The organism is Streptosporangium sp. NPDC050855 (genome assembly GCF_044456585.1).
In the GTDB taxonomy this organism is placed as follows: domain Bacteria; phylum Actinomycetota; class Actinomycetes; order Streptosporangiales; family Streptosporangiaceae; genus Streptosporangium; species Streptosporangium longisporum.
Window position 1 is genome coordinate 555,099 of sequence record NZ_JBITFY010000001.1, and the last position, 24,352, is coordinate 579,450.

Here is a 24,352-nt window from a genome sequence, read left to right on the forward strand (position 1 = left end):
TCTCTCCAGAACGCTCGCCTCACCGGTCACCCTCAGCCTAATGCCGAAAGCCCTCCCCGCGTCGTCCGGACCCGCACGTAACGGGCGGTCCGGGGCCGGCAGGGCCGGGACGGGCGGGCCGGTGGGCTCGCGCCCGGCCCGCCCCTCGGGAGGACGGCCCCGCACCGGGCTCAGGAGGTGGTGGACCTGCGGGTACGGGTGTTCTTCCTGGTGGTGGCGGTGGCCGCGATCGCGGGCTCGGCCGCCTCGGAGACCTCCTCCAGCTCCAAAGCCGCCTCGCCGCTGGCCTTGGAGACGACCTTGCGGCCGCGGGTGGCGAACTCCTCGTACAGCTCGGTGGCCCTGCCGGCGAACTGGTCGGCGTAGTCGCGCGCCTTGACCGGGATGTCCTTGGCGTAGAACTCGGCCTTGCCGGCGATCTGGCGGGCCCGCTCCGGGATGTCCTTGGCGGCCTCGCGGATCTCCTCGCGGCGGCTCTGCAGCCTCTGGATCCGCTCGGGAAGCTCGAGCAGCTTCTCGACCGCGAAGTCACCGGCGCCGGCGACGGCGTAGAACGGCTTGGACTCGGCCAGCTTCTTGACGTCGCTGTTGATGATGGGCATGAATGATCAGCCTTCCTTGATTTCCTTGATTTCCTTGATGGCGTGGTCGTCGCCCGGGGACGTCCCGTACGGCCTCAGCGCGGAGAGGTAGTCCTCGGGCAGCGGGGTCTCGTCGTCCCCGGAGGACGCGCCTGCCTCGGCGGCGAGTCGCGCCTCCTCCTCGGCGGCCGCGGCCTGGTTCTCCTTGCGGAACGACTCGTAGATGTCGACCAGCACCTGACGCTGGCGCTCGGTGATGAGATGGTCGGCCCTGATCGCGGCCAGCACGTCGCTCTCCTCGGGCTCGCGCTCCTCGATGAGGCCCGCCTGCACGTAGAGAGCCTGGGAGGAGATGTGCAGCCCCTTGGCGATCTGGTTCAGGATCTCGGCGCTGGGCTTGCGCAGCCCGCGCTCGATCTGGCTCAGGTAGGGGTTGGAGACCCCCGCCGCCGTGGCGAGCTGCCGGAGCGAGATCTTCGCGTGCGTGCGCTGCTCGCGGATGTACTCACCGATCGAGCCGACCTTCGGTAATGCCATGTCTCGATACTGCATCACCCTGCTTGCAATTGCAAACAGGTTGGCTAACTCCTGCAAGCACCCGTGGTGAGGGCCGTTCTGTGAACGCTCCCGGACACGCCTGGGGTGCCGGCCGCGCGCCCGGGGTGCGGGCCGCGGACGTGACGGAGGTCGTGGGCGTGACGGTCATGGGCCTACGGGTCGTGGACGCGGTAGCCGTGACGGTCGGGACGTGACGGGCCAGGGGCATGGCGGCCGTGGTCCCCGGGGCGCCGGTCGGGGTCAGTGCGGGATCAGCCAGAGCAGCGGGGCCGAGGAGGTCAGGACGACCGAGAAGGTGACGATGGCGTAGCGGACGCGGCGAGGCATGACCGGCCCCGGCGTCACCAGGCGCTCGACCCGGGCCATCACCGCGGCCGCGGAGGTCGCCGCGCCCAGCGCGCCGCGCGGCGTGGGGACGGCGTCCGCCGTGCCGAAGCGGAGCAGGGCGGTGGCCAGGCGGCGCGCCGAGCAGCAGCGCCGCGCGACGTCGTCGGCGGCCATCTCCACCAGCAGGGCCACCTCGCCCTGGGCGTCCCTGACCACCCGCGACCAGGGCAGCGCGCGGCGCAGCGCGGCGAAGGGCAGCAGCACCAGGTCGTGCCGCTCGCGTACGTGGGCGGCCTCGTGGGCGAGCACCGCGGTCAGCTCGTCGGCCGAGAGCAGCTTCAGCGCCCCCTGGCTGACCACCACCTGGGAGCGGAGGCCGGGCACGCAGTAGGCGGTGGCGCCGGGGTGGTCGAGCACCCGGACGCCGGGCACCACCGGGTCCTCCCTGGCGATCAGGGTGAGCAGGGCGCGGTGGCGCTGCCGGGCGCGGAACGTCTGCACCCCCGCGGCGAGGAGCACCAGGATCAGCACCGCGAGCGCGGTCAGCCCGGCGATCAGGGCCAGGATCCTCGGCAGGTCGTACGGTCTGGGAGGCGAGTGGCCGTCGAACAGGGCGGCGCCGAAGCCGCCGAGGCCGCGCAGCACCCCCTGGCCGTAGGGCTCCAGGGCATATCCCAGCAGGGCCCCCGTACCGGCCAGGCCCCAGGTGACGCCGAGCGCCTGCCAGAGCACGATGGCCACGTGCGGAGCGCGGTAGGTCCAGCGCGCCCAGGTCAGCCGCCAGGCTCCGACCGCGCAGACCAGGGCGAGCATCGCCAGGGCCGTGGCGGTCATCTATTCGCCCTCCAGCTCCTCCTCCAGGTCCGTCAGGGCCCTGCGCAGGATGTCGGCTTCGGTTCCGGTGACGGCCTGGGCGAACCGGGTCAGGGCCGCCGACCGGTCCCCGGTCATGTCCAGCGCCTCCAGCATAAGCTCCGCGATGTAGGCGTCGCGGCTCTCCGCGGCCTCGTACCGCCAGGCGCGGCCGTCACGGGTGCGGAGCAGGAAGCCCTTGCGGGTGAGCCGGTCGAGCACGGTCATCACCGTGGTCGGCGCGAGGTCGCGGTCGGCGATCAGGCGGCCGACCTCCCGCGCCGTCACCGGGGACGGCTGTGCCCAGATGATGTCCATGATGCTGCGTTCAAGCTCGCCGAGTCCCTTCACGCCTTCAAGACTAACTCCCGCACCACGAGGGGTAGTACTACGGGTTGTCGAGTGACCTTCGTCACAGCCTCCTGACCATGGAAGATCTCCTCTCGCCGGAGTCGCCGGAGTCGCCGGGGTCGCCGCGCCGGGTCACCGGGGTGCGACCGCGCTCCAGGGAAGGGTGATCTCGCCGAGCCGCCAGCGCGACCGGCCGCCGAGCGGGGGACGGCCGGCCAGGGGCCAGGTCGTGGCGAGCGCCTCGGCGGCGGCGATCCACCGCTGGCGGGAGCCGTACGCGCGAAGGGGGGCGCTGATCGCCCAGGCGCGGTCGAAGTCGCGCAGGAAGGCGTGGACGGGCTCGCCCGGGACGTTGCGGTGGATGAGCGTCTTGGGCAACCGGTCGGCCAGGTCCGAGGGACGGTCGAAGGCGTCGAAGCGGGCCGACAGGGTGAGCGTCACCGGGCCCGAGCGGTCCAGCCCGGCCCAGACCGCGCGGTGCCCCACCTCCGAGCAGGTGCCCTCGACGATCACGCCGCCCGGCGCGAGCCGCTCCGACAGCATCCCCCAGTAGGTCCACGCCTGCTCCTCGCCGTACTGGCGCAGCACGTTGAAGGCCCGCACCAGCAGGGGCGGCCTGGCCACCGGCAGCTCGAAGCCGCCCAGCGCGAAGGAGAGCCCCGGGCGCTCGTACGGCCTGGCCGCCGCCACCCGGGCCGGGTCGATCTCGACGCCGACCACCTCGACCGAGGGGCAGGTCCGGCGCAGCCGCAGGAACATCTCCAGCGTCGTGGTGTGCGAGGCCCCGTAGCCGAGGTCGACCACCAGCGGGCGGTCGGCGGCGCGCAGCAGGCGTCCGTGGGCGGCGGCGATCCACCGGTCGGCCCGCCGCAGGCGGTTGTGGCCGGTGGTCCCTCTGGTGATCTCCCCTATCGGCTTCGGCACCCCCCTCATCCTGCCAGGGGGGTCACGAATGGCCCCAATCGCGGTTATGTGTCGGGAATGTTACGGATTTCTCGGTGGTTGAGCTCTCTCGGAGGTGGTGTCGGTGAGGCGACGGCGCGTCGGCAGAGTGGCGACGATCAGCATGCACACGTCCCCCCTGGACCAGCCGGGGACCGGGGACGCGGGCGGGATGAACGTCTACATCGTCGAGGTGGCCAGACGCCTGGCCGAGCGCGGGGTGGAGGTGGAGATCTTCACCAGGCAGACGTCCAGGGACCTGCCGCCGATCGTCGAGATCGTCCCCGGCGTCTCGGTACGCCACATCACCGCCGGGCCGTACGAGGAGCTCGACAAGGGCGACCTGCCCGGCCAGCTGTGCGCCTTCCTGTCCGGCGTGCTGCGCGCCGAGGCCATGTACGAGCCGGGCCGCTACGACGTCATCCACTCCCACTACTGGCTGTCGGGCCAGGTGGGCTGGCTGGCCAAGGAACGCTGGGGCCTGCCGCTGGTGCACACCATGCACACCATGGCCAAGGTGAAGAACCTCCTGCTCGCCGACGACGACCGCCCCGAGCCGACCGCCCGGGTGCTGGGCGAGCAGCAGGTCGTGGAGGTCGCCGACCGCCTGGTGGCCAACACCCCGACCGAGGCCCGCGAACTCGTCGAGCTGTACGGCGCCGTCCCCGACCGCGTCGAGGTCGTCAACCCCGGCGTGAACCTGAAGATCTTCCGCCCCGCGTCCAAGGAGGCGTCCCGGCATCGGCTCGACCTGCCGCAGGACGCCCACGTCCTGCTGTTCGTCGGCCGGGTGCAGCCGCTCAAGGCCCCGGACGTGCTGCTGCGCGCCGCCGCCCGGATGCTCGTCGAGGACCCCTCGCTCAGGTCGAGGCTCGTCGTGGCCTGTGTCGGCGGGCCCAGCGGCAACGGCCTGGCCCGCCCCTCCTACCTCACCGACGTGGCCGCCTCGCTGGGCATCTCCGACGTGGTCAGGGTCGTCCCGCCCACGCCCCAGAACGAGCTGGCCGACTGGTACCGCGCCGCCGACGTCACCGTCGTGCCCTCGTACAACGAGTCGTTCGGCCTGGTGGCCCTGGAGTCCCAGGCGTGCGGCACCCCGGTCGCCGCCGCGTCCGTGGGCGGGCTGCGCACCGCCGTACGCGACGGCGTGTCCGGAGCCCTCGTGCAGGGGCACGACCCCCACGACTGGGCACGGACGCTCGGCCGGTTCGTCTACGAGCCCGCCTGGCGGGACGAGCTGTCGGCGGGCGCGGTGGAGCACGCCGCGGCCTTCGGCTGGTCGGCCACGGCGGCCAGGCTGGAGCAGGTCTACGCCGGGGCGATGGCGAACCTGCACCGGCTCCAGGTGGCGGCGCTCTCGTGAGCCCGGCTCAGGCGCTCTCGTGAGCCCTGCTCATAGGGTGGGGTCATGCGCGAAGTGATCGAGGCGGCGCTGAAGAGCGCCGACGCCTCCTACGAGGAGCCCCGTCCGGGAGCCTTCCTGGTGAAGCTGCCGGGCCAGCACAAGCTCGCCACCATGACCTGGCTGATCGTCGGTGACCAGGCCCTGCACGTGGAGGCGTTCTTCTGCCGCCAGCCCGACGAGAACCACGCCGAGTTCTACCGCTGGCTGCTCACCAAGAACGGCACCACGTACGGCGTGCACTTCGCCCTCGACCCGATCGGGGACGTCTACCTGGTGGGCAGGCTCCCGCTGGAGGCCGTCACCGACACCGAGATCGACCGGCTGCTGGGCTGCGTGCTCACCTACTCAGACGAGGGGTTCGACCGCGCCCTGGAGCTGGGCTTCGCCTCCTCGATCCGGCGCGAGTGGGAGTGGCGCGCCAAGCGCGGCGAGTCGCTGGCCAACCTCCAGGCGTTCGCCCGCTTCGCCGACCCCGAACGCTGAGCCCTTCCCCGGCCTTCTCCCGGGGCCCCTGCCAGGGCCCTTCGCCGAGCCCTTCACCGGTCCCGCGCTCCTTCCCGGGCGCTTCCCGTCCCCGGGCACCGGGCCTCGCCCCGGGGGCCGGGGTCCGCCCGGAGGGGGCCCACTAAGCTGGTCGGCATGTCGACTTTGGTGTTGCTCAGGCACGGTGAGAGTGAGTGGAACGCAAAGGGTCTGTTCACCGGATGGGTGGACGCGGGGCTCTCGGCCAAGGGTGAGGAGGAGGCGCGGCGCGGCGGACGGCTGCTGCTCGACGCGGACGTGCGGCCGGACGTGGTCCACACCTCCCTGCTGACCAGGGCGATCCAGACGGCCAACCTCGCGCTGGGCGCCGCCGACCTGCTCTGGCTGCCGGTCCACCGGTCCTGGAGGCTCAACGAGCGCCACTACGGCGCCCTGCAGGGCAAGGACAAGGCGCAGACGCGCGCGGAGTTCGGTGAGGAGCAGTTCATGCTCTGGCGCCGCTCCTACGACGTCCCGCCGCCGCCCATCGCCGACGACGACGAGTACTCCCAGGCGGGTCACGCCCGCTACGCCCTCATCCCCAAGGAACTCCTCCCCAGGACCGAGTGCCTCAAGGACGTCGTCGATCGCATGCTGCCGTACTGGTACGACAGCATCGTCCCCGATCTCGCGGCCGGGCGGAGCGTCCTGGTCGTCGCGCACGGCAACTCGCTCCGGGCCCTGGTCAAGCACCTGGACGGGATCGGCGACGACGAGATCGCCGGGCTCAACATCCCCACCGGCATCCCGCTCCGGTACGAGCTGGACGAGGACTTCCACCCGGTCACCAAGGGCGGCCTGTACCTCGACCCGGCCGCGGCCGAGGCCGCCATCGAGGCCGTGGCCAACCAGGGCCGCTGAACCGGGCCGCTGAACCGGGCCGCCTCACCGGCCGCCGACGACAAGGGCCGTCGGCCCCCCGTACGCACGGCACGAGACAGGAAAGGGCCCGCGGGATCCGCTTCGAAGCGGATCCCGCGGGCCCTTTCCTCATGGGCGTCCGCCCATCGGGTCGTACGAGGCCGGGGGAGCGGGGGTCAGAAGGCGTTGGAGTCCGCCGGCCGAGAGCCGGTGACCAGGTAGACCACGTCGTGCGCGACCCGGACCGCGTGGTCGGCGTAGCGCTCGTAGTAGCGGCCGATCAGCGTCACGTCGATGGCCGGCTCGACGCCGTACTTCCAGTCGGGGGCCATCAGGATCGTGAAGAGCCTGCGGTGCAGCCTGTCCATGGCGTCGTCGTCGGCCTCCAGCTCCAGGGCGGACTCCACGTCGCGCGAGGCGATGCAGCTGCCGGTCTTGGTGATGAGGCGCTCGGCGATCTGCCCCATCTCCAGGATGGTGGCGCGGATCTCCGGAGGGATCGCGGAGTCGGGGTGACGCAGCCTGGCGATCTTGGCGACGTGCTCGGCGAGGTCGCCCATCCGCTCCAGGTCGGTGCCCATCCGCAGCGCCGCGATGATCATTCTGAGGTCGACGGCCACCGGCTGCTGCCTGGCCATCAGGTCGAAGATCGTGGTCTCGACCTCCGCGAAGATCCTGTTGACCTCCTCGTCCTGGGAGATGACGCTCTCCGCGAGGTGCAGGTCGGCGTCGAGCAGGGCGGTGGTGGCCCGCGATATCGCCGACCTGACGAGCCGGGTCATCTCGACCAGCCGCCCGGTGAGCGCGTCGAGTTCTTCGTGGTAGGCGTCTCGCATGCCCCTCACGCTATGAGAGGAACGGTGAACGAACCCCGACCGTAAAGTGAACTTTGTGGGAAAGGCCGTGGTCATGCCCCCCGGACCGTCCCTCCTGGGAAGGGCCCGACCTACCATCGAGGACGTGACAGCCTACGGGAGGACCACGTGAGTGAGCTGATGGCGAGCCTGGCCGCGCTGGCCGGTTTCGTCGTGGGAGCGCTGGCCGTGATGGTCGTCCGACAGAACCATGAACAACAGCGGAGTGCGATGACGCCGATCGACAGCGTGGAGGCCGGGGCACTGCCGCAGGGGGTCGCCTCGGTGCTGGCCGTACTGCCCTCCTCGGCGGTCGTGCTCGACAAGGAGGACCGGGTGCTGCGCGCCAGCTCGGCCGCGCGCGCGTTCGGCCTGGTCAAGGGTGACCACCTGATGGCGGCCGAACTCCTGGCCCTGGCCAGGAAGGTGCGCAGGGACGGCGAGATCCGCGAGAGCGAGATCGAGGTGGCCGGCCACAAGTTCGGCCAGGAGTCGACCAGCTTCGCGGTACGCGTCGCCCCGCTCGGCTCCTACGGCCAGGTGCTCGTCCTGGCCGAGGACCAGACCGAGCACCGCCGCGTCGAGGCGGTACGCCGCGACTTCGTGGCCAACGTGAGCCACGAGCTCAAGACGCCGGTGGGCGCGCTCTCGCTGCTGGCCGAGACCATCCAGGACGCCGCCGACGACCCCGAGGCGGTCACCCGCTTCGCCGGGCGCATGCAGCACGAGGCGGCCCGGCTCACCTACCTCGTCCAGGACCTGATCACCCTCTCCAGGATCCAGGGCGCCGAGCCCATCCCCACCCCGGGCCCCGTCCTGATCGACGAGGCGGTGCACGAGGCCATCGACCGGTGCAACACCACCGCGGCGGCCAAGGACATCGCCCTGGTCACGGGCGGCGTCGAGGGACTGCAGATATGGGGTGACGACGAGCTGCTCGTCACCGCGCTGCGCAACCTCATCGACAACGCGGTCGCCTACAGCCCCGAGCACACCCGGGTGGTGGTCAGCGCCCGCGCGGCCGGCCCGCACACCGAATCCGTCGAGATCAGCGTGAGCGACCAGGGGATCGGCATCCCCGAGAGCGCCCAGGAGCGGATCTTCGAACGGTTCTTCCGCGTCGACGCGGCACGATCGCGCGCGACCGGCGGCACGGGCCTCGGCCTGGCCATCGTCAAACATGTGGCCGCCGCCCACAACGGCGCGGTCACCGTGTGGAGCAAGGAAGGCTCCGGTTCCACCTTCACGCTCCGCCTGCCCGCCTTCGGCGGCATGGCGGTGGCGATACCAGCCACCACCACGATCCCCCTGGAGGCCACGCAGTGACCCGCGTGCTTGTTGTCGAGGACGAGGAGTCGTTCTCCGATGCCCTGTCGTACATGCTGCGCAAGGAGGGGTTCGAGGTGGCCGTGGCCACCACGGGGCCCGAGGCGCTGGAGACCTTCGACCGCAACGGGGCCGACCTCGTGCTGCTCGACCTGATGCTCCCCGGCCTGCCGGGTACGGAGGTCTGCCGCTCGCTGCGCCAGCGCTCCAACGTTCCCGTGATCATGCTCACCGCCAAGGACAGCGAGATCGACAAGGTCGTCGGGCTGGAGCTGGGGGCGGACGACTACGTCACCAAGCCCTTCTCCTCCAGGGAGCTGGTGGCCCGCATCCGCGCGGTGCTGCGCCGCCAGGGCGACGTGGAGGAGCTGGAGTCGGCCGTGCTGGCCGCAGGTCCGGTCCGGATGGACGTCGACCGCCACACCGTCGCCGTACGGGGCGAGGCGGTGCAGCTTCCGCTGAAGGAGTTCGAGCTGCTGGAGGTGCTGCTGCGCAACGCCGGGCGGGTGCTCACCCGGGGGCAGCTCATCGACCGGGTCTGGGGCGCCGACTACGTGGGTGACACCAAGACCCTGGACGTTCACGTCAAGCGACTGCGCGCCAAGGTCGAGTCGGACCCCTCCAACCCGCGGTGCATCCTCACCGTCCGGGGACTGGGCTACAAGTTCGACCCCGCCGAGGCCTAGAGGCCCGTTTCGTCTGGACCCCGGCTCGTTTCCGCTCCCCTGCCGGATCCCGGCTCGTCCCCGTCCCTGGTGAGCTCCGGCTCGTGACCGTTCCCGTCGGTCTTCGGCCCGGCGGCCGGGGCCGTCCTCGGCATCGTCATGCCCGCTGAGGGGCGGCCACGGTCCGGTGGGCCGCCCCGGCGGAGATCGTCAGTGGCCGCCGGTCTCGTTGCCGGAGGTCTCGGCGCCGTCGGTCTGGGTGCTGTTGGTGTCGGTGCCCGTCTCGGCGCCCGTCTGGGTGGGCGTCGGGGTGGGCGTCGGCGTGGGGGCCGCCGAGGCGCCCGGAGCCTGCGGGTAGGCGGTGTACTCGCGGCTGCGCGTGATCACCGGGACCCTGACCTGGATGATGCCGGCGTTGGCGAACTGCAGCTGCACCGGGATGCTCTCCCCGCCCCGCAGCGGCTTCTTCAGCCCCTCGATCAGGATCGTCGGCGTGGGCCTGCCGACGCCGACCCGCTCGTTCTGCGGGAGCGCGACCGGCGCCGTGACCTTCGCCGTGCCGAGCGCCGGGTCGACCCCCAGGCCGACGAGCTGGTCGGTGCCCGCCTGGGTGTTGACGACCGACAGGTAGAGCGGCAGCGCCCCTCCCACGGGAAGCGTCGCGCCGGAGTCGGGACCCAGGAAGAACGCCTGGGAGATGTCGATGCCCTGTGGCGTCTTGGTCGTCAGCGCCTCGGTCGGCGAGTAGGGCCTGTTGGTGATCGCATCGGTTCCGGCGCCGCAACCGGCCAGAGCCGAGACGGCTGCCAGGAACGCGGCGGCGACGATCGCCCGGTGACGGCTGTTGCGGGTCACGGTGCGAGTTCTCCTTGTCACGCATGAGATAGGGCAAGGGCCACCCTATCGGCGATGATTGCCGGGTTTCCCGGCGCCCCGCCCATCCGTCCGCGGCCGTCGAACGCAGGTCATAAGTGCTTTTGACCCCCTTGATTCATACAGTTTGGCACTTGTCAAGTCATAAGATGCGGCTTTGACCTGCAGTTATGGTGATTTCACTGTTCCGGGAGGCTGTGGATACGTGGTACTCTTGAGTACAGCGGAAGGGGTACTTGTCACATGACTTTCCAGGTCGGCGACACTGTCGTCTACCCCCACCATGGGGCTGCTCGGATCGAGGCGATCACGACCCGAACCATCAAAGGTGAGGAAAGGACCTACCTGGTTCTCAAGGTCGACAAGGGCGACCTTACCGTCCAGGTTCCGGCTGACAACGCAGAACTCGTGGGTGTTCGCGACGTCGTCGGACAAGAGGGCCTTGAGCGCGTCTTCGACGTGCTTCGAATGCCTCACACCGAAGAGCCCACGAACTGGTCCCGCCGCTACAAGGCGAACCTTGAGAAGCTGGCGTCCGGCGACGTCAACAAGGTCGCCGAGGTCGTTCGTGACCTGTGGCGACGAGACAGGGAGCGCGGGCTCTCCGCCGGAGAGAAGCGGATGCTGGCCAAGGCCAGGCAGATCCTCGTCAGCGAGCTGGCGCTCGCCGAGAAGACCAACGAGGACAAGGCCGAGGCCCTGCTGGACGAGGTTCTCAACTCCTGAACACGAGATTTCCACGGGTGGGCGTCGGTGTCGACGTCCACCCGTTCGCTTCCGGCCGTGAGCTTCACCTCGCAGGCCTGCACTGGCCCGGTGAGACCGGCCTGGCAGGGCACTCCGACGGTGACGCCGCCGCCCATGCCGCCTGTGACGCGCTGCTGTCCGCGGCCGGCCTCGGTGACATCGGCGGCCTGTTCGGCACCTCCGACCCTCGCTGGGCGGGTGCCTCCGGTGCCGTCCTGCTGGAGGAGACCGCCCGCAGGGTGCGCGCCGCGGGCTTCGACATCGGGAACGTGGCCGTCCAGGTGATCGGCAACCGTCCCAAGCTGGCCCCCCGCCGTGCCGAGGCCGAAAAGGCGCTCGGGGCCGCCGTGGGGGCTCCGGTGAGCCTCAGCGCCACCACGACCGACGGGCTGGGCCTGACCGGTCGCGGCGAGGGAATCGCGGCCGTGGCGACCGCGATCGTGGTGAACCTGTAGCGCATCCGGGGCGTCTTCTCATACGGAACGTGAAAACGTTCTGGCGAGCGGCGCGGAATGCTCGTCGATCCCTATCAGGTGGTGGCCCGTTTACTGGCGCGGTGCGGGCCACCCCTTTTGGGTGATCATGAGCACGTTGGGTAACCCCTTGGTGACCATGTCTCGTATATCGGGGGGAGCCGGACATGATCGGATCGATCGTCGCCGCCGTCATCATCGGCGCCATCATCGGGGCGCTGGCGCGTCTCATCATTCCCGGGCGTCAGAACATCAGCATCGGCCTGACGCTCATCGTGGGAATCGTCGCAGCGCTCATCGGCACGCTCATCGCCGCGGCGCTCGGGCTGACCAACACGCGGGGGATCAACTGGCTGGAGCACCTCATCCAGCTCGTCCTGGCCATTGGCGGGGTCCTCCTTGTGGTGCAGATGCAGGCGCGGAAGACGCACTGAAGGAATTTTTGCCGCCTATAGGAATAACTGTGACGTGGGGGGTAGCCACCTGTCCGTGAGGGTGAAGGTCTCACTCTCGCTGGGAGGTTGAAATGACTATCGCGTCCATTCTTGGGGCTATCGTCATCGGTGCTGTCGTCGGCGCCATCGGTCGTCTGCTGCTTCCCGGCAGGCAGGCGATCGGATGGATCCTTACCGTCGTCGTCGGAATCGTCGCAGCCCTCATCGGTACCGCCATCGCGCAGGTTCTCGGCGTGGCGACCACCAACGGGATCGACTGGATCGAGCTCGTCATGCAGGTCGTTCTGGCCGCCGTGGGTGTCGGCCTGGTCGCCGGCCTCAAGCGGTCGAGGGTCTGACGGAGACCTACATGCCCGATGTCCGGCGCAGGACGGGACGCACCGTCCCGATGACCTCGCCGGGCTCCACCGGACATCCCTCCGGCCTGAGGCCGCGGTGACGCGCACGATGTCACCGCCGTCAGGAAGGACCCGCTCGGCCCCGTACGGGGTCCCGAGCGGGTCTCGGACGTTCCGGAACGGTTCGAGCACCGCTGCCGAACCGGATCCGGTCCGCTCCTGGCATGGCCCGGAGGTGAGAGAGCGCCGGTCCGCAGCGGGGCGCCGCTCACACGTGTGTGAGCGAATAGCTGCGGGCCGGTCCACCCACGGGTGACCGGCGGCGACCCCTGAAGGGGCCGCCGCCGGTCTTCCGAGGGGTGAGAACCACGTGGCCCCCACGCCCGGCATCCCGGGCGTGGGGCGCCGGTCACGTTGCCGCGCCCGGCGGAGAGATCCGGCCGGGCGCACGGCCCCCGAGACCGGGCCGGCTCCTCCCAGGCCCCGGAGCTGGTCCGATCGTCCGCCGTCCTCCCCGGCCCGCCCGGGAGCTACTCCTCGCCCGGGGGGACCGGCGTGCTGCGCATCCGCCCCGAGGGCGGGGCCGCGGTGCCGTCGTCGTACGTGCGGGCCTCGGTCTCCTCGCCGCTGTCGGCGGCCTCGGCGCCGTGCGCCGGATCGGGTGACCCGCCGCCCTTCCTGCCGGAGGCGCCAGCCTCGTCAGCCGTGGAGCCCTCCCGGGCGGACCTCTCCGTCGCCGTGGACCCTTCCTCGGCGGACCTGCCGGTGACGGGCCTGCCCGCGACGGGCCTGTCGGCGACGGCCCCGGCCGAGGCCCTCCCGGCCGTACCGCCTCCGGGCCGACCGGTCGTGCCGCCTCCGGGCCGATCGGGGACGGTACGGATCGGCTGGGTGTCGGCGTCGCGCTCGCTCACCTCGGGGGCGTCGTCGTGCCTCCCCGCCCCGGACGTGCCGCGGCCCGCCACGGGGGCCGCGTCCTGCCGGGCCCCGGTGGTGTCGTGCCGGCCCGGTTCTTCCGCGTCGTGCCTGGACTCGTCGTCCCGCCCGGTTCCGCTGGTGTCGTGCCCCGCTCCGGTGCCCGCCTCCCTCGCCGGGAGATCGGTGTCGGCGTCCCAGGTCTCGATCCGCTCACCGACCCTGCCGGAAGGCTCGGGCCGGGTGCCGGACCGGGTCTCGGGACGCGGGCCGGGCGTGTCCTCCTGCCGCGGCGTCCCGGCGGCGGGACGGGGCGGGTGGACGAGCACGTCCCCCTCGCGCGGCCGGACCAGGTCGCCCCAGCGCATCGGCTTGGCCGGTGCGGGGACCACGGGGGCGGGCGGGGGGTCCCGCGGGATGTCGGTGACCTCCGGGGTCTCCGGCGCCGGGGTGGGGCCGATCACCGGTTCGGCCGGGGGCAGGTCGTGGTGGGGGACGCTCTCCAGCGGGGGAGCGGCGTGCGGGTCGAGCATGATCTCGGCCGCCGGGTGGTGCACCAGCTGGCCGTGGTGACCCGGAAGGTGGTGGTCCCCCTGCCCGGTACGTGCCTGCTCGGGACGTGCCTGCTCAGGGCGTACGGACTCGGGGCGGGCGGACTCGGGGCGGGCGGACTCGGCCTGCGGGGCGTGCCCGTGCCGCCGGTCCCCGGTCCCGGACGCGGCCGGATCGGTGCCGGCGTCCCTGTCGCCCTCCCCGGGGAAGGGCACGATGTCGCGGGGCGACGAGCGGCCGGCCGAGGCGGCGTCGGTCGCGGCCCGGCGGGCGGCGGCGTGCTTGATCAGCAGCAGCCAGAGCCAGAGGGCCAGGATCAGGATCACCCACGGGGCGACGGCGACCACGATGGCGGCGCGCTGCTCGTCCACGGCCACTCGCATGGCGGTGACCACCTCGGCGGCGACCGCGCCGGCGAACAGCAGCGTCAGGATCAGGCCCGCCTGCAGCCGTACCGGCCACCACCCGCCTCTCAGCAGGAGCACGCCGATCATGGCGATCACGAGCAGGGCGTCGAAGGCGGCGGGGTAGAGGTAGGCCAGGCCGGCGGGGGCCCTGCCCGCCACGGCGAGCACGCGCAGGTCCTCGAAGGAGAGCACGCAGGCCGCGGCGGTGAGGGCGGCGACGCCGATTCCGGCGACGGCGATCCCGGTGCGGCGGAGGGCGACGGCCACCCGGCTCGGCCGGGCCGAGGCGGTCGGGGGCGAAGGCGGGGGCGGGGACGGACGGGAGACCTGGTCTGCCGCCGCGAGGGGTTTGTCGTCCATGGCGCCTCGAGCCTACAGAATCGGCACCTGGCATGATCGGTGGAGTCGACTCACGCAGGGAAGTCGGCTCACGAGAAGGGGTGAAGATGGCGATTCTGCCCGATGGCGCACGGGACCTGTTCGATGCGGTGAACTTCGCCACGGTGACCAGCCTCAACGCCGACGGCGGCCCGCACGCCAGCGTCGTGTGGGCCAGGACCGACGGCGACGACATCCTCTTCTCCACCGTCCGGGGGCGGCGCAAGGACGTCAACTTCCGGCGTGACCCGCGTACGGCCATCGTGGCGTTCGACCACGCCGACCCCTACCGCTACGCCGAGGTGCGCGGGAGGGTCGTCCTGACCGACGACCCCGAGGGGGCGCTCATCGAGGAGATGTCGCGCAAGTACACCGGAAAGGCATGGGTCGAGGCGGATCCGCAGGCGCGCAGGGTGATCGTCCGGATCGTTCCCGAGCACGTGTTCTATCGCGGTTGATCCACCGGCGTTGTCAGGTGACATTTGCCGCTAATGGTCATAAAAGCCGCTGGCGGGTGCCTTCAAGGTCTCACAACCTGGTTTGTGAGGGGAGGTGAGGCATTAGCCTTGCCTTTGTGAGCCTGCAGCTATACGACACCAGCGTACGTACGGTCCGCGAATTCGTCCCGGTCGAACCCGGCCGGGCCTCGATCTACCTGTGTGGTGCCACCGTGCAGGCTCCCCCGCACATCGGGCACATCCGCTCGGGCGTCAACTTCGACGTGCTCCGGCGCTGGATGATCCGGTCGGGGTACGAGGTGACCTTCTGCCGGAACGTCACCGACATCGACGACAAGATCATCCGTGTCGCGGCCACCGAGAACGTGCCGTGGTTCGCCGTCGCCGAGCGCAACCAGCGGGCCTTCACCTGGGCCTACGACGTGCTGGGCTGCCTGCCCCCCACGGTCGAGCCCCGGGCGACCGGTCACGTGCCCGAGATGATCGAGCTGATGGAGCGGCTGATCGCCGCCGGGCACGCCTACGCCGCGGGGGGCGACGTCTACTTCGACGTCATGTCCTACGCCGACCGCTACGGCTCGCTGTCCAACCAGAGGCTCGAGAACATGCGGGCGGCCGGTGACACCGACACCGACTCGTGCAAGCGCGACCCGCGCGACTTCGCGCTCTGGAAGGGCGAGAAGCCCGGCGAGCCGACCTGGCCGACCCCGTGGGGACGGGGCCGCCCCGGCTGGCACCTGGAGTGCTCGGCCATGGCGACGAAGTACCTCGGGACGACCTTCGACATCCACGGCGGCGGCGTCGACCTGATCTTCCCGCACCACGAGAACGAGCTGACCCAGTCGCAGGCCGCCGGTGACGGCTTCGCGCGCTACTGGATGCACAACGGCATGCTCAAGATCGGCGCAGAGAAGATGAGCAAGTCGCTCGGCAACTCCCTGCTGGTCCCGGAGATCATCAAGAAGGTCCGCCCGGTCGAGCTCCGCTACTACCTGGCGGCCCCGCACTACCGCTCCTCGATCGCCTACTCCGAGGAGGCGCTGCTGGAGGCCGCCTCGGCCTACCAGCGCATCGAGGGCTTCGTCACCCGGGCCGCAGAGGTCATCCACGACGTCGACGCGCACGCGCCGCTGCCCCAGGCGTTCTCCGACGCCCTCGACGACGACCTGGCCACCTCCCAGGCGCTCGCCGTGGTGCACGAGGTGGTCCGCGAGGGCAACGTCGCCCTGGCCCAGGGCAACAAGGAGCAGGTCGCCAGGCTGCTGGCCGAGACGCAGAACATGCTCGACGTCCTCGGCCTCGACCCGCGCTCGGAGCAGTGGCGCTCCTCGGGCGGCGAGACCGGCATGCGGGCGACCGTCGACGCCCTGGTCGCGGTGGCGCTGGAACAGCGGCAGGCGGCACGGGCCCGCAAGGACTTCGCGGCGGCCGACGGCATCCGCGACAGGCTCGCCCACGCGGGGATCCACGTCGAGGACACCCCCCAGGGCCCCCGCTGGGAACTCTCGCGGTGAAACCAGGCCGTACGCTATAGACCATGGCTGGTGGGGGTAAAGGGTCCGGGCGACCCGCGAAGAAGAAGAGTCCGACCAAGGGCACGGGCGGCAACGTCCGCCGCGGTCTGGAGGGCAGGGGGGCCACCCCGCCGGCGCACATGCGGCACTGGCACAAGGACAAGTCGCGTACCGAGCGGATCGAGCGCGAGGAGAAGGGCGGCAGGACCTCGTCCTCCTCCTCGCGGACCCCGGTCCGCACCCGGCGGAGCGAGGACGCCCCCGAGCACATCGGCGGGCGCAACTCCGTGGTCGAGGCGCTGCGGGCCGGGGTGCCGGCCAGCACGCTGTACGTGGCCCTGCGCATCGACAACGACGACCGGGTCAAGGAATCCGTCCGCATCGCCGCCGACCGCGGCATCGCGATGCTGGAGGTCGGCCGGGAGAAGCTCGACCGCCTCACCGAGGGAGGCGTCCACCAGGGCATCGCCCTGCAGGTTCCGGCGTACGACTACGCCCACCCCGACGACCTGGTCCGCATCGCCCAGGAGGCCGCCGAGGCCCCGCTGATCGTCGCCCTCGACGGCGTCACCGACCCGCGCAACCTCGGGGCCATCGCCCGCTCGGCCGCCGCCTTCGGCGCCCACGGCCTGCTCGTCCCCTCCCGCCGCTCGGCCGGGGTCACGGGCGGGGCCTGGAAGACCTCGGCCGGCACACTGGCCTCGCTGACCGTCGCCCGTGCCGCCAACCTCACCGCCACCCTGCGGGAGTACCGCGAGGCGGGCCTGTTCGTGGTCGGCCTGGACGGGGAGAGCACGACCGACATCGGCGAGGCCAACCTCCTGGACGGTCCGCTGGTCATCGTCGTGGGCTCCGAGGGCAAGGGCCTGTCCCGCCTGGTCCGCGAGTCGTGCGACCTGGTCGTCCGGATCCCGATGGGGGCCGCGGCCGAGTCCCTGAACGCCGGCGTGGCCGCCGGTATCGCCCTGTACGAGGTGGCCCGCCACCGCCGCCCCTGACGACTCCCGATCACCGGGCATACCTCGGTGACGCGGAGGGGGCGGGCCGACTACACTCGTCAGGCGACCGTGCCGACGTAGCTCAATCGGCAGAGCAACAGTCTTGTAAACTGTAGGTCAGGGGTTCGATTCCCCTCGTCGGCTCGTGACGAAGGGCCAGGTCGACCGGTATCCGGGGACCTGGCCCTTTGATCGTTGAGCGGTCTTCTCACCTTTTCGTGCCACCCGCGTGCACCTTGAGCGCCTTCGCCCAGGGCCTCGGCGCCGGCCTTGTCCCGGCCCTGACCGGCGTGCCGGTAGATCACCGTCCCCGGAGGCGGCCGAACCGCCTGAACCACGTGTCCGTGAGCTTCACCATCCTTGTCGCGGACGGGACCGCATGCGTGGACCGGCCCTACCTGCCGAAGGCTCGTGGAGCCGGCTCGCCTACCATCGTGACCGATGACGACATGGCCGCCGATGGGCCGTTCCCCGTCTTCGACCAGGTGTTCACCTCGACGTGGGAGCGAAGCAGCCTCGTATGACCGTCGACGCCCGCGCACTCCTGCCGATCGCCGAGCAGGCCGTCACCATCGCCGCCGAGATCGTGAAAAGCCGCCTGCCCGGGATCGTCACGGCCAAGGGCGACCGCGACATGGCCACCGAGGTGGACTATGCCGTGGAACGGGCGGTCCGTGACTTCCTGAGCCGTGAGACACCCGAGATCGGGTTCGTCGGTGAGGAGGAAGGAGCCACGACCGTTGCCGAGAGCGGCCTCAAGTGGGTCCTCGATCCGGTCGACGGAACCGTCAACTTCCTGCACGGTCTCCCGCTGTGCGGTGTCTCCCTCGGCCTGGTCGATGAGGACATGCCGGTCCTCGGCGTGATCGACCTGCCGTTCCTCGCCTCCCGCTACAGCGCGGCCGAGGGCCACGGGGCGCGGGCCGACGGACGCCAGATCCATGCCGGCGAAACCGGCGACCTCCGTGCCGCCGTGGTCGCCATGGGCGACTACGCCGTGGGCGATGACGCGACGACGAAGAACCGTCTTCGCCTGGCGCTCACCCGCGAACTCGTCGCCCGCGTGCAACGCATCCGGATGTTCGGAGCGGCCTCGATCGATCTCGCCTGGGTGGCGGAAGGCAGGGTCGACGCCCTCGTCATGCTCAGCAACAAACCATGGGACACCGCCGCAGGAGTACTCATCGCCCGCGAGGCCGGAGCCGTCGTCGTCGACCTGGACGGCAGCCCGCACACCATGAACTCCGAAGCCACCATCGCGGCGAGCCCCGAAATCCTCGCCGACCTCATCGAACTCATCGCCGAAGTACGCAAGGAAGCCGAGCGCAACGAGTAGCTTGCCGAATTGTTCTCATGGGTCATCAAGGCGGCGGCGCGGCGCGCCGCCGCACGGCCCTCCCACCGTCCGCCTTCCGGGCGTGCGGCGTGGGCGCCCGTCCCGAACGGCGGCGGGAATCGGCCCACTCGCCGTACCCGGCACCCGCTGCACCCACCTAAACCACCGCACCGAGGCCACACCGCCGCAGCCCTGTCTACGGCATGCACGCAGTAGCTACGCTCACTCACTATGTCCTATGGATCACAACACCCGGTCGAGTCGCGCAAAGTCCCCCGTGGAACTTTGAGACGCCCTTCAGGCGCATTACTCCTGCTCGGTTTCCTGATCGTGCTCTTCGGTTTCGGTTATGCGTTCATCGGAGAAATCAAGCCTGAACAGGGGACGCTTTCAGGCGTACTCGGCCTGGCTGTCATGGTCGGAGGAGTCGGCTTCTCAATCAGTGAACTCATGAATCTGAGCTCCCCGCCCGCCACGAGGGAGTTCGTGAAGCTCGGGTCGACGTCATCCTCGACGCCTGAGTCCCAGACGACTCCATAACTGACCCTGGCGTCAATCGTGTCACCTTCGACTGTCGTGCTGGCCCCCTTGCCAACGACCCTGACCCCGCATGCCGGACGAACTCCGACAGGACTAAGACGCCACAGGCTCCAGGATGATCGACGTTCCAAAGTCGAGGCAGAAGACCGGATCTTCCCGTCTGTCACGTCCCAGGCAAGCCCACCGTCTCGGCTCCTCCGGAACAGGGCCGTCTGTGACCGTCGGCACACCGTGGCCGAGGAACGTCCATCGGCCGATGGACGCGCGAGGACGGCTTTGATCCTCCGTCCCCGAGTTGTTGCCCCTCCAGGGTGGGGCGGCGGGGAAGCCGGGACGATCCGGTAGGCGAAGCGTGCGCTCGAGCGCGTCAACGATCGGACGCAGCCACCTGGAAACACCCCCGATGAATTCCTGTTCTCGTTCGCACGACGGAAAAGGCTCGGTGAGCATGTCATCCGACCGTACCCATGAACTCTGTGCCGAGATCGGGCGGACCGTACGGGCCGGTGCCCCGGACGGATGGCGGGAGGCCGATGTCCTTCGCTGCCAGCTCGGCACCTTCGGCATGACCGCGATCACCTATTTGATGGCCGACGGTTCCCAGCAGATTCGAGACGACATGGATCTCGGTGACCTTTTCCATCAGCTGAAAGTGGCCGAGTACAAGCCGGACGAGGGGACGTGGTTCGTCTGCCGACTCGGCTACAGCCTGCGCGGAAAATCGTACAACTCCATGATGGAGACCTTCGGGACGGAGTCGCCTTTCTCCCAGGACTACACCGCCATGATGCCGCCCGCCTTCGGGACGGAGCTGCCTTTTACCCGAGCCATCGAGGTGCCCGCCTGGGCCTACGTGGAGGAATTGACCATGTTCCCGCGCAGGCCGGATCTCACCCCGCCGTGGATGCACGCCGCCTGGCCCGAAGGTGTGCCCCTGCCTGAGAGCGGCTCCACCGCCACCTCACCGGCGGAGAACGGGCCCAGCCCCACCTGGCCTCCTCTGGGAGCCATGGTCGCGCGAACCGTCGGCCGGGACGAGACCCCGGAGACGATCGTCTTCGGAATGGCCGAACACGAGGACGGCACCGGGAACGCCTTGATCTTCATGATGTCCACCGAGGAGCCGGACGGGCAGGAGATCGGACTCGGTATGGACACGTACTGCATCGTCCGCGAGGACCAGGCGGGTACCACCTACGGCGGCGTGACTCACTGCGGGATCGACTCCGGCCGCCTGACCTTCCACTTCACCGCGGAGGCCGCGAAGGAACTGAACGTGGAGCCCATCGTCCGGATCGATCTCCAGGTCGACGACGGCAGCGTCGAAGTTCTCAGGAGCAGCCTGCGAGAGATCCTGCTGTCCGGCCGTCTCGACCAGCACCCCCACGGCATGCACCTCTGATCGCCGGGTCGTCGACCAGGGCCACGAGGGGCCGACCACGGCCACTCACGACCGGCCGAACACCCGGGCCGACCGTTCCAGAAGGCGTGATCGGTACGTTTCCCAAGCCGACGGCGCAGATTTTCTCCTGTCGTTCGCCTTGATCCCGACGGCTGCCCGTCTTGACGCTTTACCACAGCGATGCCAACATGCAGCAACTATGACCGTCCACTCCTCGAACCCGAACGAACAGGATTACAGGATTTTATCCTTCGTCCTCGTCTTGTTCAGCTCGGTACTCATGGTCATGCCGATCGGCATCGTGGTCGAGGTGAGCGGATCAGGGCTCCGGCAACCGATCACTCCGGCTTTTGTTCCGGCATTGATATTGGTCGGGTCGCCTGCGGCCGGAGCTCTCGCGGGAGCTTTCCTGAGGTTTCAGGGACCCGGTGGAAAATTCTTCGGTATCGTATTGGGGATTTTTGTCGGCAGTCTGATCCTGATGGCACTTCTCGTCTGCTGGGTTTTCTCCTCCGTCGACTGATCCGCCCTAGTGGCTCGATCTGCCGAAACGGCACACGTCATCGAGGGCAAGCCGCCCGTCGCTCCTTCGTGTCATCCACGCGTACGTGAGCGCCTTGCCGAGAGTCTCCGCGATGACCTCCTCCCGGTCCTGGCCGGTGTGCCGGTGTGCCGGTGGATCAGCGCCGTTCGCGTCGGGTGGCGGCGTACCGTGCCGTCGTACGCTCCGCACCGGTGTCTCCGTGCCGCGGCGTCCCGTGGGGGTGCCTCATCTCGGTGCCGACCGCTCCTGTGTCCGAGGGGGCTATCCCTGCGGTCCTCCACGCGCGGAACGTTCACGGTCATGCTTCAGAGCCAGGCGTACGGCGAAGTAGATGACCAGGAACTGCACGAGAGCGCCGAACAGCATGAAGAGCACACTCATGACCGAAGTGCCGAAGTTCATGATGTCTCCCTCGTCGCCGTGTGGTCAGCCTGCCCGCCCCGGCCCACGCTGTCCACCGCCGATGCCACGACCGGTGAACCGCACAGACGCGCTCATCGCCCTGCTCGACGTCGCACCGGATACGGCGATGGTCGACGTCGGGTGCGGATCCGGCCGGGGCGATCAGCGACGCGCAGGCGAAATCTGGCTTGCCGAGCAGCGTGAACGGGGCCGTCGCGGGCGGTTGTTCCTCGCCCTCCCGCTGTTCGTGGCCGCGGCCACGCTCCGGTGACCGCCCGGCGTCGCGTCCAGAACGGCGCCGGACGGGAACGGCGCCGAAAGAGAACGGCGCCGGACGGGAAGGGGGTCGCCGCGGGTGTCAGGAGGCGACGGCGACGAGGCCGCCGTCGATGATCAGGTCCTGCCCGTTGACGTAGGACGCGTCGTCGGAGGCGAGAAAGGCGACCGCGCCGGCGACGTCCTCGGGGGTGCCGATCCGGCCGGAGGGCACCGTGGCGACGACGGCGGCCTGGGCCTCGGCGGAGATGTTGGCGTGGAACATCGGGGTCTCGATGTAGCCGGGGCTCACGGAGTTGACCCGGATCCCCCCGGGTCCCAGTTCGGCCGCGAGGGTGCGCGTCAGGGTGTGCACGGCCGCCTTGGTCGTCGCGTACAGGGAGGCGCCGGGCATGCCGCGGTGCGCCGTCCACGACGCGTTGATCACGATCGCCGCGCGGCCGGACAGCAGCGGGAGGACCTTCTGCAGGGTGAAGAACACGCCCTTGACGTTGATGTCCATGACACGGTCGTACTCGGCCTCGGTGATCTCGCCGGCCGGCTGGAACGAGGCGACGCCCGCGTTGGCGAAGACCACGTCCAGCCGCCCGTACCGGTCCCGGATCGAGGCCGTGAGCGCGTCCAGGTCGTGAAGGTCGGCCGTGTCGCCGCGTACCGCCAGGACGCGGTCCCCGCCGTCCAGGACCGCGACCGCTTCGTCCAGCCTGGCCCGGTCGCGTCCGGTGACGACCACCCGTGCGCCTTCGTCGAGCAGCCTTCGTGCGGTCGCCAGCCCTATGCCGCTGGTGCCGCCGGTGATGAGCGCGATCCTGTCGTCGAATCGCGAGATTCGGGAGATGCCGTACGTCATGGGAGCCAGCGTGCCGAGCGGCGCGCGGGGTGAACAGTGCGGGCGTATCCGGGGAGTGTCACCACCACCTTCGCCGGACGGTCACGCCGGAGCGGCGAGCCGGGCGTGCGGGAGCCGCTCGAGGCGGTCCGCGGTCCCGGTGCCGGGCCTCGGGTTGTACAGCTCCAGGTGCCAGCCCGGGTGGTCGGTCACCGCCAGGGGCGTCATGTCGAAGAACAGGTCACCGGCCTCGGGGTGACGCACCGCCTTCACCGTCTGGGCCGGGTGGCCGACGTCGTGGCGCGCCCACAGCCCGGCGAACTCCGCGCTCACGGCGCTCAGGTCGCCGACCAGCCGGTCGAACTCCGGATCCCCGGGGGCGTGCGCCGCGTCGGCGCGGAAGGCGGCGACGACGAGGGGGGCGACCGCCTCCCAGTGGACGTGCGCGTCGCGGTACCGGGCGCTCGTGAAGAACGTGATCAGGCAGTTGTGGTCGGTGTCGCCGTACCCGAACACCGTCCGGGCCGCGTCGTTGACCGCGAGCAGGTCCCAGTGGCGGTCCCGCAGCACCGCGGGGCGCGGGGCCCACGCGTCGAGCAGGTGCCGCAGCTCCGGTGTGACCGCGGCGTCGCGCGTCACGCGGGCCCGGGGCGGGTTGAGGCCGGCCAGCAGGTACAGGTGCGCGCGTTCGGGCTCGTCCAGGCGCAGCGCCCCGGCGATCGCGTCGAGCACCTCGGCCGAGGCGTTGATGTCGCGGCCCTGTTCGAGCCAGGTGTACCAGGACACGCCGACCCCGGCCAGCACGGCGACCTCCTCGCGCCGCAGCCCCGGCGTCCGGCGTCTGCCCGCCACCGCCATGCCGACGTCGCCGGGCGTGAGCCGTGCCCTGCGGGTGCGCAGGAAGACTCCGAGCTGCTCACGGCGCCGCCGCGTCGCCGCGGGGGGTTCGCTGGTCATGCGCCGTGCAACGACGGCCGGCGGCGGCCGATTCCTGGCGCAGGTCGCGACGCCAGGTGAACAGGGTGATGCGATCGCCCTTGCGCTCGAAGGTGACCGGTTCGGCGTCGGTCAGGTGGAAGCCGGTGGCGCGCGCCACCGCGACGCTCGCCCCGTTCGCCGGGTCGACGCGCAGGACCAGGCCGCGCATCCCCAGGGAGGTGGCGGCGTACCCGGCCATCACCTCGACGGCGCGAGCCGCCAGCCGCCGTCCCCGGTACCGGGCGCCGATCGCGTACGCGAGCTCGGCCACCCCGTCGTCGTCGGCCGTCCGGAAGAGCAGCACCTCTCCCTGCGCCCGGTGGCCGTCGTCGGTGACGGCGAGCTGCACGCCACGGTCGGCGGCACGCGCCGCGCGGGCCCGGGACAGGTACTCCCGGGCGGCGTCGGCGTCGAACGGCGAACGCAGCGGGGTCCAGCGGGCGACCTGCGGCTCGTCGAAGAGGGCGACCATGGCGGGCAGGTCGTCGTCGGTCCACTCGCGCAGGTGCAGCCCGAGGCCGGACAGCCGGATGTGGGAGGGAAAGCGGTTCGCGATCTCGTCCGGTGCCGTCATGACGTCGATTCTGCGGGTGGGCGACTCTTGTGATCAAGGTCGTGCGACAGGGCCCCGGCGGAGGTCCGGGCGCCGACGGGGCGGGGTGGCGTCTCGTGCAAGCCGTACGAATCGGGGAC

General features: G+C 70.6%; 29 protein-coding genes and 1 tRNA gene. 18 read left to right on the forward strand and 12 right to left on the reverse strand.

Annotation, left to right across the window (positions count from 1 at the left end; genetic code table 11):
• Positions 1–170 precede the first annotated feature (170 nt).
• From ACIBCT_RS02600 to ACIBCT_RS02620, 5 genes are all read right to left on the reverse strand, one after another.
• The gene (locus ACIBCT_RS02600) at positions 171–602 is read right to left on the reverse strand and encodes a hypothetical protein (RefSeq protein WP_399185661.1); all 432 of its coding nucleotides are present in this window, start codon (positions 600–602) and stop codon (positions 171–173) included.
• A 6-nt stretch (positions 603–608) separates the two neighbouring features.
• Entirely contained in the window at positions 609–1,118 is a 510-nt protein-coding gene (locus tag ACIBCT_RS02605; RefSeq protein ID WP_399185662.1) for a helix-turn-helix domain-containing protein, read from the reverse strand.
• A 261-nt stretch (positions 1,119–1,379) separates the two neighbouring features.
• Positions 1,380–2,300: a M56 family metallopeptidase gene (locus ACIBCT_RS02610; RefSeq protein WP_399185663.1), complete on the reverse strand. Its 921-nt coding sequence runs from the start codon at positions 2,298–2,300 to the stop codon at positions 1,380–1,382.
• Positions 2,301–2,669 (reverse strand): BlaI/MecI/CopY family transcriptional regulator, encoded by a 369-nt coding sequence (locus tag ACIBCT_RS02615; RefSeq protein ID WP_344890285.1) that lies wholly within the window; start codon positions 2,667–2,669, stop codon positions 2,301–2,303.
• Positions 2,670–2,801: 132 nt separating this feature from the next.
• The gene (locus ACIBCT_RS02620) at positions 2,802–3,602 is read right to left on the reverse strand and encodes a class I SAM-dependent methyltransferase (protein WP_399185664.1); all 801 of its coding nucleotides are present in this window, start codon (positions 3,600–3,602) and stop codon (positions 2,802–2,804) included.
• 88 nt (positions 3,603–3,690) lie between these two features.
• Here ACIBCT_RS02620 and mshA point away from each other — a divergent pair, with 88 nt between their 5' ends.
• From mshA to ACIBCT_RS02635, 3 genes are all read left to right on the forward strand, one after another.
• Complete coding sequence (gene mshA, locus ACIBCT_RS02625) at positions 3,691–4,974, forward strand: D-inositol-3-phosphate glycosyltransferase (RefSeq protein WP_399185665.1); 1,284 nt, start codon at positions 3,691–3,693, stop codon at positions 4,972–4,974.
• Between the two features lie 45 nt (positions 4,975–5,019).
• Entirely contained in the window at positions 5,020–5,499 is a 480-nt protein-coding gene (locus ACIBCT_RS02630) for a YbjN domain-containing protein (RefSeq protein ID WP_386247156.1), read from the forward strand.
• 156 nt (positions 5,500–5,655) lie between these two features.
• On the forward strand, positions 5,656–6,399 hold the full coding sequence (locus ACIBCT_RS02635) for a phosphoglyceromutase (protein ID WP_399185666.1): 744 nt from the start codon (positions 5,656–5,658) through the stop codon (positions 6,397–6,399).
• Between the two features lie 176 nt (positions 6,400–6,575).
• Here ACIBCT_RS02635 and phoU read toward each other — a convergent pair whose 3' ends face one another.
• Positions 6,576–7,235 carry a phosphate signaling complex protein PhoU gene (gene phoU / locus ACIBCT_RS02640; protein ID WP_399185667.1) on the reverse strand — a complete coding sequence of 220 codons (660 nt, stop codon included), beginning with the start codon at positions 7,233–7,235 and terminating at the stop codon, positions 6,576–6,578.
• 159 nt (positions 7,236–7,394) lie between these two features.
• Between phoU and ACIBCT_RS02645 the strand changes: the two genes are divergently transcribed.
• Entirely contained in the window at positions 7,395–8,579 is a 1,185-nt protein-coding gene (locus ACIBCT_RS02645; RefSeq protein WP_344893375.1) for an ATP-binding protein, read from the forward strand.
• Positions 8,576–9,265 carry a response regulator transcription factor gene (locus tag ACIBCT_RS02650; protein ID WP_344890264.1) on the forward strand — a complete coding sequence of 230 codons (690 nt, stop codon included), beginning with the start codon at positions 8,576–8,578 and terminating at the stop codon, positions 9,263–9,265. Before ACIBCT_RS02645 ends, ACIBCT_RS02650 begins: the two co-directional genes overlap by 4 nt.
• A gap of 189 nt (positions 9,266–9,454) precedes the next feature.
• Here the strand turns inward: ACIBCT_RS02650 and ACIBCT_RS02655 are convergent, their stop codons facing one another.
• Positions 9,455–10,099 (reverse strand): copper chaperone PCu(A)C, encoded by a 645-nt coding sequence (locus tag ACIBCT_RS02655; RefSeq protein WP_399185668.1) that lies wholly within the window; start codon positions 10,097–10,099, stop codon positions 9,455–9,457.
• Positions 10,100–10,360: 261 nt separating this feature from the next.
• Between ACIBCT_RS02655 and ACIBCT_RS02660 the strand changes: the two genes are divergently transcribed.
• The 4 genes from ACIBCT_RS02660 to ACIBCT_RS02675 all read left to right on the forward strand — a co-directional run bounded on the left by ACIBCT_RS02660 (position 10,361) and on the right by ACIBCT_RS02675 (position 12,130).
• The gene (locus ACIBCT_RS02660) at positions 10,361–10,843 is read left to right on the forward strand and encodes a CarD family transcriptional regulator (protein WP_030924410.1); all 483 of its coding nucleotides are present in this window, start codon (positions 10,361–10,363) and stop codon (positions 10,841–10,843) included.
• A 17-nt stretch (positions 10,844–10,860) separates the two neighbouring features.
• Entirely contained in the window at positions 10,861–11,319 is a 459-nt protein-coding gene (ispF, locus tag ACIBCT_RS02665) for a 2-C-methyl-D-erythritol 2,4-cyclodiphosphate synthase (protein WP_399185669.1), read from the forward strand.
• A gap of 185 nt (positions 11,320–11,504) precedes the next feature.
• Positions 11,505–11,771 (forward strand): GlsB/YeaQ/YmgE family stress response membrane protein, encoded by a 267-nt coding sequence (locus ACIBCT_RS02670; RefSeq protein ID WP_344890255.1) that lies wholly within the window; start codon positions 11,505–11,507, stop codon positions 11,769–11,771.
• A gap of 92 nt (positions 11,772–11,863) precedes the next feature.
• On the forward strand, positions 11,864–12,130 hold the full coding sequence (locus tag ACIBCT_RS02675) for a GlsB/YeaQ/YmgE family stress response membrane protein (RefSeq protein ID WP_344890252.1): 267 nt from the start codon (positions 11,864–11,866) through the stop codon (positions 12,128–12,130).
• A gap of 530 nt (positions 12,131–12,660) precedes the next feature.
• On the opposite strand, the gene ACIBCT_RS02680 is transcribed toward ACIBCT_RS02675, so the two are convergent.
• Positions 12,661–14,364, reverse strand: a complete 1,704-nt coding sequence (locus tag ACIBCT_RS02680) for a hypothetical protein (protein WP_399185670.1) — start codon at positions 14,362–14,364, stop codon at positions 12,661–12,663.
• An 86-nt stretch (positions 14,365–14,450) separates the two neighbouring features.
• Here ACIBCT_RS02680 and ACIBCT_RS02685 point away from each other — a divergent pair, with 86 nt between their 5' ends.
• The 8 genes from ACIBCT_RS02685 (at position 14,451) to ACIBCT_RS02720 (ending at position 21,153) form a co-directional block, all read left to right on the forward strand.
• A complete protein-coding gene (locus ACIBCT_RS02685) occupies positions 14,451–14,840 on the forward strand; it encodes a PPOX class F420-dependent oxidoreductase (protein ID WP_399185671.1) in 390 nt (129 codons plus the stop codon).
• A gap of 116 nt (positions 14,841–14,956) precedes the next feature.
• Positions 14,957–16,354 (forward strand): cysteine--tRNA ligase, encoded by a 1,398-nt coding sequence (gene cysS / locus ACIBCT_RS02690; RefSeq protein ID WP_399185672.1) that lies wholly within the window; start codon positions 14,957–14,959, stop codon positions 16,352–16,354.
• Positions 16,355–16,377: 23 nt separating this feature from the next.
• The gene (gene rlmB / locus ACIBCT_RS02695; RefSeq protein WP_399185673.1) at positions 16,378–17,352 is read left to right on the forward strand and encodes a 23S rRNA (guanosine(2251)-2'-O)-methyltransferase RlmB; all 975 of its coding nucleotides are present in this window, start codon (positions 16,378–16,380) and stop codon (positions 17,350–17,352) included.
• Between the two features lie 71 nt (positions 17,353–17,423).
• A tRNA-Thr gene (locus ACIBCT_RS02700) sits at positions 17,424–17,496 on the forward strand.
• Positions 17,497–17,696: 200 nt separating this feature from the next.
• On the forward strand, positions 17,697–17,876 hold the full coding sequence (locus ACIBCT_RS02705; protein ID WP_399185674.1) for a hypothetical protein: 180 nt from the start codon (positions 17,697–17,699) through the stop codon (positions 17,874–17,876).
• Complete coding sequence (locus tag ACIBCT_RS02710; RefSeq protein WP_399185675.1) at positions 17,873–18,688, forward strand: inositol monophosphatase family protein; 816 nt, start codon at positions 17,873–17,875, stop codon at positions 18,686–18,688. The genes ACIBCT_RS02705 and ACIBCT_RS02710 overlap by 4 nt, the downstream gene beginning before the upstream one ends.
• Positions 18,689–19,676: 988 nt before the next feature.
• Positions 19,677–20,630: an Imm10 family immunity protein gene (locus ACIBCT_RS02715; protein WP_399185676.1), complete on the forward strand. Its 954-nt coding sequence runs from the start codon at positions 19,677–19,679 to the stop codon at positions 20,628–20,630.
• A 199-nt stretch (positions 20,631–20,829) separates the two neighbouring features.
• Positions 20,830–21,153 (forward strand): hypothetical protein, encoded by a 324-nt coding sequence (locus ACIBCT_RS02720; protein WP_399185677.1) that lies wholly within the window; start codon positions 20,830–20,832, stop codon positions 21,151–21,153.
• 282 nt (positions 21,154–21,435) lie between these two features.
• Here ACIBCT_RS02720 and ACIBCT_RS02725 read toward each other — a convergent pair whose 3' ends face one another.
• On the reverse strand, positions 21,436–21,576 hold the full coding sequence (locus ACIBCT_RS02725; protein ID WP_399185678.1) for a hypothetical protein: 141 nt from the start codon (positions 21,574–21,576) through the stop codon (positions 21,436–21,438).
• Positions 21,577–21,649: 73 nt separating this feature from the next.
• Between ACIBCT_RS02725 and ACIBCT_RS02730 the strand changes: the two genes are divergently transcribed.
• Positions 21,650–21,847: a hypothetical protein gene (locus ACIBCT_RS02730; RefSeq protein ID WP_399185679.1), complete on the forward strand. Its 198-nt coding sequence runs from the start codon at positions 21,650–21,652 to the stop codon at positions 21,845–21,847.
• 87 nt (positions 21,848–21,934) lie between these two features.
• On the opposite strand, the gene ACIBCT_RS02735 is transcribed toward ACIBCT_RS02730, so the two are convergent.
• The 3 genes from ACIBCT_RS02735 to ACIBCT_RS02745 all read right to left on the reverse strand — a co-directional run bounded on the left by ACIBCT_RS02735 (position 21,935) and on the right by ACIBCT_RS02745 (position 24,233).
• Entirely contained in the window at positions 21,935–22,702 is a 768-nt protein-coding gene (locus ACIBCT_RS02735) for a glucose 1-dehydrogenase (RefSeq protein WP_399185680.1), read from the reverse strand.
• 81 nt (positions 22,703–22,783) lie between these two features.
• Positions 22,784–23,638, reverse strand: a complete 855-nt coding sequence (locus ACIBCT_RS02740; protein ID WP_399185681.1) for a helix-turn-helix transcriptional regulator — start codon at positions 23,636–23,638, stop codon at positions 22,784–22,786.
• Positions 23,598–24,233 carry a GNAT family N-acetyltransferase gene (locus ACIBCT_RS02745; protein WP_399185682.1) on the reverse strand — a complete coding sequence of 212 codons (636 nt, stop codon included), beginning with the start codon at positions 24,231–24,233 and terminating at the stop codon, positions 23,598–23,600. The genes ACIBCT_RS02740 and ACIBCT_RS02745 overlap by 41 nt, the downstream gene beginning before the upstream one ends.
• Positions 24,234–24,352: the final 119 nt, after the last annotated feature.